This window comes from Mycobacterium sp. UM_11, assembly GCF_001414075.1.
Lineage (GTDB): Bacteria > Actinomycetota > Actinomycetes > Mycobacteriales > Mycobacteriaceae > Mycobacterium.
This window is the reverse complement of record NZ_LATC01000023.1, coordinates 1-11,828: the sequence shown is the minus strand read 5'-3', so window position 1 is coordinate 11,828 and position 11,828 is coordinate 1. Positions and strand designations below refer to the sequence as shown.

Here is an 11,828-nt window from a genome sequence, read left to right as displayed (position 1 = left end):
GGGTGTGGCGTTACGCTCGCGAAGGTGACCGCACCGTTCGACTGGGATTTCCCGTACGCGTGGCCGCGAAAGCCCATCCTGGCGGAAGACGTCGTGTGCACGTCACAGCCGCTGGCCGCCCAGGCCGGCCTGCGGATGCTCGCCGAGGGCGGCAGCGCGGTGGACGCGGCCATCGCCACCGCCATCGCCCTCACCGTGGTGGAGCCGGTGTCCAACGGCATCGGCTCGGACGCCTTCGCCATCGTGTGGGACGGCCGCCAGCTGCACGGCCTGAACGCGTCCGGCCGCTCGCCGGTGGCCTGGACGCCGGAATACTTCGGCGGCAACGCCGTTCCCGCGGTCGGCTGGAACGCGGTGACCGTGCCCGGCGCGGTGTCGGCGTGGACCGAGTTGCACGCCAAGTTCGGCAAGCTCCCGTTCGAAAGGCTCTTCGACCCCGCAATCCACTACGCCCGCAACGGTTTTCTGGTCTCGCCGATCGTCGCGCAGCAATGGGCGGCGCAAGTGCCGCTCTTCGAGAAGCAGCCGGGATTCGCCCCGGCGTTCATGCCCGCCGGCCGGGCGCCGAAAGCCGGTGAGCGGTTTCGCTTCCCCGAGCAGGCGACCACGCTCGAAAAGATCGCGGCGAGCAACGGCGAGGCGTTCTACCGCGGCGAGCTGGCCGCCCAACTCGAAGCGCACGCCAGCGCCAACGACGGCGCGATGCGGGCGGACGACCTCGCCGCTCACCGCGCCGACTGGGTGGGGACCATCAGCACCACCTACCGCGGGTACACCGTGCACGAGATTCCGCCCAACGGCCACGGCATCGTGGCCCTGATCGCCCTGGGAATCTTGCAACATTTCGACATGGCCGCGCTCCCAATCGATTCCGCCGACAGCGTGCACCTGCAGATCGAGGCGGTAAAGCTGGCGTTCGCCGACGCGCAGGCCTACGTCGCCGACATCGAACACATGCCGGTGCGACCCGAGCGCCTGCTGGACGACGAATACCTGAGGCGGCGCGCGGCGCTGATCGATCGCACGCGGGCGAAGGCGGCGTTCGCGGGCGCCCCGAGCGGGGGGACCGTGTATCTGACCGCGGCCGACGCCGCGGGGACGATGGTGTCGATGATCCAGTCGAACTACATGGGGTTCGGATCCGGCGTCGTGGTGCCGGGCACCGGCATATCGTTGCAGAACCGCGGCGCGAATTTCGCTGCGGCCGAGGGCCATCCGAACCGGGTCGGGCCGGCCAAACGGCCCTACCACACCATCATCCCGGGTTTCGTCACCAAGGATGGCGCCGCGGTGATGAGCTTCGGAGTCATGGGCGGAACGATGCAACCGCAGGGCCACACGCAGGTGATGGTGCGCATCGCCGATCACGGACAGAATCCGCAGGCCGCGTGCGACGGACCGCGGTTCCGGTGGGTCCAGGGCATGCAGGTCGCCTGCGAGAAGGGTTTCCCGCAGGCGACGCTCGACGAGCTTCGGCTGCGCGGACACGACCTGGTCGCCGTCGACGACTACAACCAGTTCGGCAGCTGCCAGGCGACCTGGCGGCTGGACGGCGGGTATCTTGCGGCGAGCGACCCTCGCCGCGACGGCCAGGCCGCGGGTTGCTAGACGCTGATCTTGCCCTCCGCGGCCGCAAGCGCGATGTCGCCGCGAAAGTGGCTGCCCGGCAATCGGATCGAGCGCATCAATTCGTATGCCCGCTCCCGCGCCGCGGCGAGGTCGCCGCCGGTACCCACCACCGAAAGCACCCGGCCGCCCGACGACACCACCTCGCCGTCAGCACGCCGTGCCGTGCCCGCGTGCAGCACCCCCTCGGCTTCGGAGCCGCCGACCACGTCCCCGACCCGGGGACGGCCGGGATAGTTCTCCGCCGCCAGCACCACCGTGACGGCCGCCCCCTGGTGCCAGCGCAGCTCGCCGAAGTCGGCCAGCTTGCCGGTACCGGCCGCGTACAGCAGCTGCCCGAGCGGCGATTCCAGCAGCGCCAGCACCGCCTGGGTCTCGGGATCGCCGAAGCGGCAATTGAATTCGACCACGGCCGGCCCGTTTCCGGTGATCGCCAGTCCGACATACAGTAGCCCGCTGAACGGGCTGCCGCGCCGAACCATCTCGGCCGCAACGGGTTCGACGATATTACCGACGATGTCCCGGTACACCTCGTCGGGAAGCCATGCGACGGGTGCATAGGCGCCCATGCCGCCGGTGTTGGGTCCGGTGTCGCCGTCGCCGACACGCTTGAAATCCTGCGCCGGCAGCAACGGCACCACGGTCTCGCCGTCGACCACGCAGAACAGCGACACCTCGGGTCCGTCCAAAAACGACTCCAACAGCACCGGATGACCCGCCTCCAGCAGCCCGGCGGCGTGTGCGCGGGCGGCACCGCGATCCGCGGTCACCACCACGCCCTTGCCGGCCGCCAGGCGGTCGTCCTTGACCACCCAGGCCGGGTCGCCCGCCGGCGGCCCGAAGCGGTCCAGCGCGGCGTCCAAATGCGCGGGGCTGTCAACGGTTTCACTGGTCGCGGTGCGCACGCCGGCGGCGGCCATCACCTCTTTGGCGAAGGCCTTGGAGCCCTCGATGCGGGCGGCGTCCTTGCTCGGCCCGAAGCAGACGATGCCGGCGGCCCGCAGGGCGTCGGCCACGCCCAGCACCAGCGGCACCTCGGGACCGATGACCACCAGGTCGGCCCGGACGTCGCGCGCCAGGGCGACGACGTCCTCGCTCGAGGTGATGTCGACGTCGTGCTGCTCGGCCACCCGAGCGGTGCCCGCGTTGCCGGGGGCGATGGATAGCGCCGTGACCTGCGGGTCTTTCCGAAGCGCCAGCAGCAGCGCGTGTTCTCGGGCACCCGAACCGATCACCAGGACTCGCACGACACGTCAGACTAGCCCGGACGAACGCCGCGCGCCTACGGCACCGCGCTCACACAATCTTTTCGAGCAGATTCTTCAGGTCTTTTCGCTGCGCGACGGTGAGACGCCCGAGGCGCTTGTCGAACTCGTTCGACAGCAGCGCCAACCCGTCCGTGGCGGCTTGGCGTCCGGCCGGGGTGAGCAGGAGCCGATGCCGCCGCAGATCCGTGGCGTCGATTTCGCGCCGCACGAAGCCCGCGGCCTCGAGCCGTTTGAGGTAAACCGTGACGGTCGCCTTGGGCATGCTCAACGTCGCCGCCAGTTCGGCCGGGTAAGGGTGCTCGTCGATCTCCGCGAGCAGGAACAACTCCTTGGATTCGAGCCCCAGCGCGCAGATGTCGGCCTCGGCGCACGAGATGACCGACAGCAACACCCGGTAGTTCAACGACCAGATCTTGGCCGCGTCGACCGCGACCGCCCGCTTGCCAGATTGTTCAGACATGAACTAGTTTAGGACTGAACAAACACATAGTCGAACAACTTACCAGAAAGCGGTCCATATGCCTCTGGATCAGTACGTGACACTCGGACGCTCCGGTCTGCGCGTCAGCCCCCTGTGCCTGGGCGCGATGACGTTCGGCGAGGACCTGGGTTGGGGCACCAGCGTCGAAGAGTCCCAACAGATCATCGACCGATACACCGATCTTGGTGGCAACTTCATCGACACCGCGAATTTCTACACCCGGAGCCACTCCGAGAAGATCATCGGCGACCACGTCGGGCGCGACGCCGGTCGCCGCGACCGCTTGGTCATCGCGACCAAGTTCAGCGGCAACTTGTATCCGGGAGATCCCAACGGCGGCGGCTCGGGCCGCAAGTCGTTGATCAACGCCTGCGAAAACTCGCTTCGCCGTCTGCAAACCGACTACATCGACCTGTACTGGCTGCACATCTGGGACGCGAACACACCCATCGACGAGACGATGGCGGCGCTCGACGATCTGGTCCGCGTGGGCAAGGTCCGCTACATCGGCGTATCCGACACCCCGGCGTGGAAGATCGCTCAGGCCAACCTCATCGCGCGGTTTCGCGGCTGGTCGAGTTTCATCGGCCTGCAGGTGGAGTATTCGCTGCTGGAACGCGCCATCGAACAGGAGCTGGTGCCGATGGCGGGCGAATTCGGCCTCGGCATCACACCGTGGTCACCGCTCAAGGGCGGCGTGCTCAGCGGCAAGTACACCCGGGCCAACGCGGGTGGGCAAGACGCCGACCGCGGCGCGATGGTCAACGCCTTCCTGAACGACAAGACCTACGCGCTGATCGACGAACTCGAGACCATCGCCAAGGCCCACGAAACGACCGTCGCCAGTGTGGCGCTGGCCTGGGTGCGCGCGCAGCCCGGCGTCTCCTCCGTCATCATCGGCGCGCGCAGGCTCTCCCAGCTTCAGGACAACGTCCGCGCCGCCGACGTGAGCCTGAGCGCCGACGAACTAACCCGGCTCGATCAGCTGACCAAGCCGAAGTTCGGGTTTCCGAACAACATGCTGGAGATGGCGCCGGGCATTCTCAACGGCGGGACGTCGGTCAACGGCGTGTCGAGCCCGATCTCCGAATACGTGATGCCCGAGGGCGTGCGGCCCTACTGATTCTTTGTCAGCCGAGTCCCCGATAGATCAGCCGGGTGTATTTGCGCGTTCGTTCGGTTCCCCCCGACGTGACTTGCCCCATCTTGTTCATCACATAGGCGAACGTGGCGTGGCGGTCGGGGTTCATGACCACCATGGAACCGCCCCAACCGCCCCAGTAGCAGATTCTTTCGTCGGGGATGTCGGGCACCGCCTCGGCGTGGGGCAGGGCGAAGCCGATGCCCCATCGCGCGGGCATACCCAGCACCAGGTCGGTGCCGTTCGCCTGCTCGTCGAAGATCAGGTCGATGGTCTCTGGCCCGAGGAGCCGCGTGCCATTCACTTTGCCGCCCAACGAGATCGGGGACAGGGTGCGCACCAGCGAGCGCGCGTTGGCGTGTCCGTTGGCCGATCCGATCTCCGCCCGGCGCCACGCAGTCGTCTCGGCGGCCAGCGCTGTCTCCGATGTGGGCGGGATCGCCGCGAACGTCTTGTACATCGGATGGTCATGGGGAACCGCATCGAGCGGCACGTCCAACGGAGGCGGCGGGACCAGCTCGGCGATCCGGCCGTCGTCTTCGGGCCGCGCGCCGATCTGCAGGTCGGCACCGAGCGGCTGGACGATCTCTTGTCGCACAAACTGTTTCAGGCTCATCCCGGCGACCCGGCGGACGAGCTCGCCGACCAGGTGGCCGATGGTCACGGCGTGGTAGCCGGATGCGGTGCCGGGCGGCCACCAAGGCGCCTGGCCGGCTAGCCGTGAAGTCGACTTCTCCCAGTCGTAGACATCCTCGAGGGTGAAGGGCGGTTCCCAGCCCGACACCCCGGAGGTGTGGCTCAGGATGTGGCGGACCTCGATGTCTTGCTTGCCGTTGGCGGCGAACTCGGGCCAGTACCTGGCGACGGGAGCGAACGGGTCCAGCAGGCCGCGGTCGACGAGCATCAATGCCGCCAGGGCGGTCACGTTCTTGGTGCTGGAGAAGACGTTGACGATGGTGTCTTGCGACCATTCGCGGGTTCTCGCCCTGTCGGCGTGCCCGCCCCAGATGTCGACGACGAGCTCGCCGCCGACGTCGATGGCGATCGCGGCACCGAGCTCGCCGCCGGTCGTGACCTCGTCGGCGAGGGCCGCGACCAGATCCTCGAAGCGACTGTCGTAGTGGCCGTGCAGAACCCCCGTCGTGAAGTGGGCATCGATTGAGGTGGTTGTGGTCATCCCTATCTCCTTTGACTCCGACCAGGTCACTATGGGGCCTCCCGGCGGCCTAACGCATCGGCCAATTGGCCTAGACCCGCCGAGTGCATGCGGGCGGGCATCTAGGCGGTTCGGCTGATGATTGGGCCGTGTAGACGACGCATGCTGGCTAACATGACTGAGACCGACCGGCGCACCGAAACGCCGCTATCGAACTGGAGCGACTTGGGCCTGAGCGAGCTCCCGACTGGAACGGTGACGTTGCTGCTCGCAGACGTCGAGGGTTCGACGCGGCTCTGGCAGACCCAGCCCGACGAAATGAGCGCCGCCGTCGCGCGCTTGGACCGCGCAGTGTCGGACCTGGTGGCCGAGTACAGGGGGGTTCGCCCGGTGGAGCAAGGCGAGGGTGACAGCTTCGTCGTCGCCTTCGCCCGTGCCAGCGACGCGGTCGCGTTTGCGCTGCGGCTCCAGCTCACGCCGCTTGCGCCGATCAGCCTTCGGATCGGGCTTCATACCGGCGAAGTGCAACTGCGGGACGAAGCAAACTATGTCGGGCCGACCATCAACCGGACCGCGCGACTGCGCGATCTGGCTCACGGGGGCCAGACGGTCCTGTCAGCTACGACAAGTGATCTGATCGCCGACGCGCTCCCTGCCGAAACATGGCTGCTTGATATGGGCACCCACCCGTTGCGGGACCTGCCGCGGCCCGAGCGGGTAACGCAGCTGTGTCACGCCGACCTCCGCAACGACTTTCCACCCCTGCGCGCATCGAAAACGACTGGAAAACAACATCTTCCGCCTCAACTTACCAGCTTCGTCGGCCGCGGCGCCGAAATGAAGACCGTGCGGCAGATCGTCGCCGAGAACCGGCTGGTGACACTGACCGGGGCGGGTGGGGTCGGCAAAACACGTTTGGCAGTGCAGGTCGCGGACGAGATGGAGAGCGATTTCGGCGACGGAGTGTGGTACGTGGATCTGGCGCCGATCGCCGACGCCGACACCGTACCGGTTGCAGCGACTCGCGCTCTGGGGTTGCCCGACCAGGCCGGCCGCTCGACGATGGACACGCTCACCCGGGTGATCGCCGGTCGGCACATGCTCATCGTCTTGGACAACTGCGAGCACCTGATCGACGCGTGTGCCTCGCTAACCGTTGCACTGCTGGCGACTTGCCCGGCGGTGACAATCCTCGCCACCAGCCGTGAGCCGATCCGAGTGGCGGGCGAAGTCGCGTGGGCGGTGCCCTCCCTGTCGCTGGCCGGTGAGGCGATTGCGTTGTTCACCGACCGCGCGCGCCGGGTGCGGGCTGATTTTGTTGTGAACGAGGAGAACTCGGAAACGGTGTCCGAGATCTGCCGGCGCCTGGACGGCATACCGCTGGCGATAGAGCTTGCAGCGGCACGGGTCAGGGCGCTGTCGTTAGTGCAGATTCTCGACAGCCTGCACAACCGATTCCGGCTGCTGACCGGCGGAGCGCGAACGGCCGTGCGCCGACAGCAGACCCTCCGCGCTTCGGTCGATTGGTCGCATGCGCTATTGACCGAGCCCGAACGTGTCCTGTTCCGCCGGGCGGCGGTTTTCATGGGCGGATTCGACCTTGATGCGGCGCAGGCCGTGTGCGGAGACAGCGACATCGAGCGCTACCAGACCCTCGATCAGCTGACGTTGCTCATCGACAAGTCGCTCGTCGTGGCCGACGACAGCGACTTCGGGACGCGCTACCGAATGCTGGAGACGGTCCGCCAATACGCTCTGGAAAAGCTCAGCGAATCTGGCGAGGCCGACGCGGTTCGCACCCGCCACCGCGATCACTACACCAAGACGGCGACCCTACTGGACACTCCCGGCCGCTCGGGCCATCAGCGGCGCGTCGAGCTTGCCGAAACCGAGATCGACAACCTGCGGTCTGCGTTCGCGTGGTGTCGAGAAAATGCCGAAGTCGCAACGGCATTGCAGCTCGCGTCGGCATTGCACCCGCTGTGGGTCACCCGGGGCCGCGTCCAGGAGGGGATGGCGTGGTTCGACGCTGCCCTCGGCGACGCGACTTTGCACCATATCGATTTGCCACCCGCAGTTCGCGCCCGAGCGCTCGCCGACAAAGCCACACTCGGTGCCGCCCAGAGTATGTACGACAACGTCGAGGCGTTGGAGGCTCTCGCGATCGCGCGCGAGGTCGGCGACCCGGCCTTGCTTGTCCGGGCGCTAGCCGGTTGCGGGCTCATCGCTGCCTACGACCCCGAGGCCGCTGGCCCATACTTTGACGAGGCGCTCGGCCTCGCCCGCGCATTGGGCGACGACTGGAGCCTCAGCCAGATCCTGGCTTACCAGGCATTTGCGGCGGTGACCGGAAAGGGTGACGCGATCGCGGCGCGCGCGGCAGGCGAAGAAGGCCGTCATGTCGCCGACGCCATCGGCGACGGGTACGGCTCACGTGGGTGCCGCTGGTGCGTTGCCTTGGCGCGGCAGTGGGAGGGCGATCTTGCCGGAGCCATCGCTGAGTTCCGTTCCCTGGCTGCCGAATCGGAGGCTGCGAACGACCAGATGTGGAGGATGTGCAGCCTGATCAGTTTGGGACACCTGCTCGCCTGGTCGGGTGACACGAGCGCGGCCCAAAACGCCGCGAGCGCCGGCGTTGAGGTGGCCGCCGACCTCGGCGCCTTCAACCAAGGCTTTGCGTACGCCGCCTTGGCCGTCGCGAACCTGGCCGCGGGTGATCTAGAGGCGGCGGCCGGTGCCGTTGAGAGAGCGCGGCAACTGATGGACATCCAGCCTCGACTGGCCGTTGTCAACGTCGTCCCAATCGCGGAACTTGCCCTCGCGCAGGGCGATCTGGAAGCGGCACGGCGCTTCGCCGACGAAGTCGTCGCCGTAGCCACGGGCCTGCATCTTGTCCAAGCGCGGGCGACACGTGCGCGCGTCGCGATCGCGCAGCGCGATCGAGACCTGGCCGAGCGCGACGCCAATGAGGCCCTCACGGGCTCGGTCAGTGGCAACGGTCGATGGCTACTTCCTGAGGTGCTCGAGTGCCTCGCGACCCTTGCCGCCGGCGCTGGGAACCACCAAGAAGCTGCTCGCGTTTTCGGAGCGGCGCAGGCAGATCGCCGGCGCCGCGGCTATGTGCGCTTCAAAGTTTACGACGCGTCGCATGACGCGTCGGTGGCTGAGCTGCGTGCGGCTATGGGCGACAACGCATTCGAGGAAGCGTGGACCGAGGGCGAAGGGTGGTCCATCGATGAAACGATCGCCTATGCGACACGCGGCCGCGGCGAACGCAAACGGCCGTCAACCGGCTGGGATTCATTGACACCCGCGGAGATCAACGTGGTGCGGCTCGTCAGCGAGGGACTGCCGAACAAGGACATTGCCGCGCGGTTATTCGTCTCCGCGCGCACCGTGCAAGCCCACCTCGGCCACGTCTACTCCAAGCTGGGCCTCAGCTCGAGAGTGCAACTCGCCCAAGAGGCCTCGCGCCACACTTAGTCGCGAGCGTTGCCCCTGTGCATCTTCACTGCGTCGTTGACGTTGGCCTTCTTGTCCTCACCGGCGCCCTTGGCCGCGGCCTTCTTGCGCTTGGCCACCACGGCGTCGACGGCGCCGTTGAGCGCGGAACCCAGGGGGAACCCGAGGTAGTGGGTGAGGAAGACGGCCATCTCCTTGAGCTCGGTCTCGGAGAGTTCCCCGTTGAGCAGCGCCGCGTTGATCTGGATCTCGGCCAGGTCGCGGTTACCGACGGCGGTCACCGCCGTGAGCGTCATGATCCGCTTGTCGCGCATCGACAATCCCGGGCGGGTCCAGATGCTTCCGAACAGGTGGTCGACGGTCAGGTCGAAGTACGGGTCGCCCTCGACGTTGGGCATCTCCCAGCCGTAAACCTCGTTCATCTTCTCGAGGCCCTTGCGGCGAAGCTCGTCCATCATGCCTCTTTCTTGGTGTGTGGTACGCCGAGGCCGGCGGCCAGACCGTCATATGCCAACTGCGCCAGCGGCAAATCGACCTGCACCGACTGGCCCAACGACAGCGCCAGGCTCAGATCCTTCTCCCCCAGGCCACGAGTGTGCACGAACGGCTGGTAAAGGAAGTTCTCCGGTTCAATGTCTTTCATGTCATCCCGCACCATGATTGCGCCCGGACCACCGGTGAGTGCGTCGGTGTGCCGCACCACCCGGCCCAGCGCCTGCAGGTCCAGGCCGGCGGCCTCGGCCAGCTTCATGGCCTCGCAGGCCGCCATGTACGAGGTGAACGTTAACATATTGCGCGCCAACTTCATTCGCGTGCCCGCACCCGGTTCGCCGGCGTGGACGACCATCGCCGCCCAGTGCTTGAACGCCGGCTTGATTCGTTCGTAGACCTCGCACTCGGCCCCCACCATGGTGGCCAGCTCGCCCTTCGCGGCTGCGGCCGCACCGCCGCTGACCGGTGCGTCGACGATGTGTATGCCCTGTGCGTTGAACTCGCGGGCCAGCTCGACGGCGGTGGTGTCGCTGATGGTCGAGTGGATCGCGATGACCGTGTCGGGGCGGGCATGCGTGGCCAGCCCACCGACGACCTCGCGCACCTGGGAATCGTCCAGGACGGTGATGTGGATGATGTCCGCGGCGGCGACGTCGGCCAGGGAATCGGCCAGCCGGGCGCCCTTTTCGGCCAGCGGGGTCATCGCCTCGGTGCGGATGTCGTACACCGTCACCCCACCGGGCCACTCGGTCATCTTGGTGGCCATCGGGGCGCCCATGTTGCCCAGCCCGATGTAGCCCAGCTTCAAGTTGTTCGTCATGACCGGATTATCTGCCCGCCGTCAACGTTGAAGATCTGCCCGGTGATCCACGAAGCCTCGTCGGAAAGCAGGAACAGGCACATGCCGACCAAGTCCTCGGGGGTTCCCATGCGCGACAGGGGAAGACCCTTGACGATGTCGGCGACCATCTCCTGTGGGGTGGTGGTCCGATTGGCTTCGGTGTCGATGGGCCCTGGCGCGATCGCGTTGATCCGGATGTTCTGGCCACCCAGCTCGCGCGAAAGCTGTTGGGTCAGACCGTTCACGCCCGCCTTGGCCAGGCCGTAGTAGTTCGAGTACAACCACGCCGCGGTGGACGACTGGTTCACGATCGCCCCGCCCCCGCGCTTGGCCATCTTCTTGTAGACGGCGCGGGTGCACCACAGCGCCCCATCGAGATTGACGCTCATGAACTTCTGGTAGTACTCGGGGTCGATGGTGAGCAGAAAGTCCAGCTTCATACCCCCGAAGATCGCCGCGTTGTTGACGAGGTAGTCGATGCCGCCGAACTCGGCCAGCGTGCGATCGGCCATCGCCTTGGCAGAGGCCGGGTCGGACACGTCGACCGGGATGCTGATGGCCGAGCCGCCGTCGGCGGAGATCTGCTTGGCCACCCCTTCGGCCGCCTCCGCATTGATATCGGCTACCACCACCGCCGCGCCCTCGCGGGCCAGCGCCTCGGCGTAGGCTTGGCCGATACCGCCGCCCGAGCCGGTGACGATGGCGACCTTGTTTTCGAACCGCATGCTCTCGAGCTCCTTTAGTTCACCGCTGTGGCAATTGTCTTGGTTTCCAGGTACTCCTCGAAGCCGGCCAGACCCATCTCTCGGCCGTTTCCAGACTGCTTGTAGCCGCCGAACGGTGCGTCGGCCGAATACCACACGCCGCCATTGACATTGATCGTGCCCGCGCGGACCCGCGCGGCCACCCTGGCCGCCCTGTCCGGGTCGGCGCCGAACACGGTGCCCGACAATCCGTATGGTGAATCGTTGGCGATGCGCACCGCGTCGTCGTCGCCGTCATGCGGAATCACCGTCAGGACCGGCCCGAAGATCTCCTCGCGCGCGCACCGTGCGTCGTTGCCCAGCCCCGCGATCACGGTGGGCTCGATGAAGAAACCGACCTCACGATCGGCCGGGCGCCCGCCCCCACACGCGAACGTCCCGCCCTCGGCGATGGCGGAGTCGAGATAGCCTTGGATCCGATCGCGCTGGCGCGCCGAAATCACTGGGCCGCAGATGGTTCCGGGATCGGTGGGGTCACCGGCCTTGATGCCGCCCATGGTTGCGGCCGCGATGGAGACGGCTTCGTCGTAGCGCGCCCGCGGCACCACCAACCGGGTGGTGATCGCGCACCCTTGTCCCTGTCTCTTATACACATCT

10 protein-coding genes are annotated in these 11,828 nt (G+C 67.0%); 3 read left to right on the top strand and 7 right to left on the bottom strand.

The window, feature by feature from the left end; genetic code table 11:
* Window positions 1-24 precede the first annotated feature (24 nt).
* Window positions 25-1,608, top strand: coding sequence for a gamma-glutamyltransferase family protein (locus WU80_RS08405; protein WP_055401727.1), 1,584 nt, complete (start codon window positions 25-27; stop codon window positions 1,606-1,608).
* On the opposite strand, the gene purD is transcribed toward WU80_RS08405, so the two are convergent.
* Together purD and WU80_RS08395 are read right to left on the bottom strand one after the other, a co-directional pair.
* Complete coding sequence (gene purD, locus WU80_RS08400) at window positions 1,605-2,873, bottom strand: phosphoribosylamine--glycine ligase (protein ID WP_055401725.1); 1,269 nt, start codon at window positions 2,871-2,873, stop codon at window positions 1,605-1,607. The genes WU80_RS08405 and purD overlap by 4 nt on opposite strands.
* A gap of 49 nt (window positions 2,874-2,922) precedes the next feature.
* A complete protein-coding gene (locus WU80_RS08395; protein WP_055401723.1) occupies window positions 2,923-3,354 on the bottom strand; it encodes a MarR family winged helix-turn-helix transcriptional regulator in 432 nt (143 codons plus the stop codon).
* A 58-nt stretch (window positions 3,355-3,412) separates the two neighbouring features.
* On the opposite strand from WU80_RS08395, the gene WU80_RS08390 reads away from it, so the two are divergent.
* The gene (locus WU80_RS08390) at window positions 3,413-4,498 is read left to right on the top strand and encodes an aldo/keto reductase (RefSeq protein ID WP_055401721.1); all 1,086 of its coding nucleotides are present in this window, start codon (window positions 3,413-3,415) and stop codon (window positions 4,496-4,498) included.
* A gap of 7 nt (window positions 4,499-4,505) precedes the next feature.
* Here WU80_RS08390 and WU80_RS08385 read toward each other — a convergent pair whose 3' ends face one another.
* Window positions 4,506-5,693: a serine hydrolase domain-containing protein gene (locus tag WU80_RS08385; RefSeq protein ID WP_055401719.1), complete on the bottom strand. Its 1,188-nt coding sequence runs from the start codon at window positions 5,691-5,693 to the stop codon at window positions 4,506-4,508.
* A gap of 141 nt (window positions 5,694-5,834) precedes the next feature.
* Between WU80_RS08385 and WU80_RS08380 the strand changes: the two genes are divergently transcribed.
* Window positions 5,835-9,155, top strand: a complete 3,321-nt coding sequence (locus WU80_RS08380) for a LuxR C-terminal-related transcriptional regulator (protein WP_082459794.1) — start codon at window positions 5,835-5,837, stop codon at window positions 9,153-9,155.
* Here WU80_RS08380 and WU80_RS08375 read toward each other — a convergent pair.
* From WU80_RS08375 to WU80_RS08360, 4 genes are all read right to left on the bottom strand, one after another.
* Window positions 9,152-9,589: a carboxymuconolactone decarboxylase family protein gene (locus tag WU80_RS08375; protein WP_055401717.1), complete on the bottom strand. Its 438-nt coding sequence runs from the start codon at window positions 9,587-9,589 to the stop codon at window positions 9,152-9,154. The genes WU80_RS08380 and WU80_RS08375 overlap by 4 nt on opposite strands.
* Window positions 9,589-10,446 (bottom strand): NAD(P)-dependent oxidoreductase, encoded by an 858-nt coding sequence (locus WU80_RS08370; RefSeq protein WP_055401715.1) that lies wholly within the window; start codon window positions 10,444-10,446, stop codon window positions 9,589-9,591. The genes WU80_RS08375 and WU80_RS08370 overlap by 1 nt, the downstream gene beginning before the upstream one ends.
* Window positions 10,443-11,192, bottom strand: coding sequence for an SDR family oxidoreductase (locus WU80_RS08365; protein ID WP_055401713.1), 750 nt, complete (start codon window positions 11,190-11,192; stop codon window positions 10,443-10,445). The genes WU80_RS08370 and WU80_RS08365 overlap by 4 nt, the downstream gene beginning before the upstream one ends.
* 14 nt (window positions 11,193-11,206) lie before the next feature.
* A partial coding sequence (locus WU80_RS08360; RefSeq protein ID WP_156371781.1) for an aldehyde dehydrogenase family protein occupies window positions 11,207-11,828 on the bottom strand: 622 nt, incomplete at its 5' end.

Coding starts and splice junctions, on each gene's coding strand:
- WU80_RS08395 (WP_055401723.1), bottom strand. CDS start 3,354: ATGTCTGAACAATCTGGCAAGCGGGCGGTCGCGGTCGACGCGGCCAAG.
- WU80_RS08375 (WP_055401717.1), bottom strand. CDS start 9,589: ATGGACGAGCTTCGCCGCAAGGGCCTCGAGAAGATGAACGAGGTTTAC.
- WU80_RS08385 (WP_055401719.1), bottom strand. CDS start 5,693: ATGACCACAACCACCTCAATCGATGCCCACTTCACGACGGGGGTTCTG.
- WU80_RS08370 (WP_055401715.1), bottom strand. CDS start 10,446: ATGACGAACAACTTGAAGCTGGGCTACATCGGGCTGGGCAACATGGGC.
- WU80_RS08390 (WP_055401721.1), top strand. CDS start 3,413: ATGCCTCTGGATCAGTACGTGACACTCGGACGCTCCGGTCTGCGCGTC.
- WU80_RS08365 (WP_055401713.1), bottom strand. CDS start 11,192: ATGCGGTTCGAAAACAAGGTCGCCATCGTCACCGGCTCGGGCGGCGGT.
- WU80_RS08380 (WP_082459794.1), top strand. CDS start 5,835: ATGCTGGCTAACATGACTGAGACCGACCGGCGCACCGAAACGCCGCTA.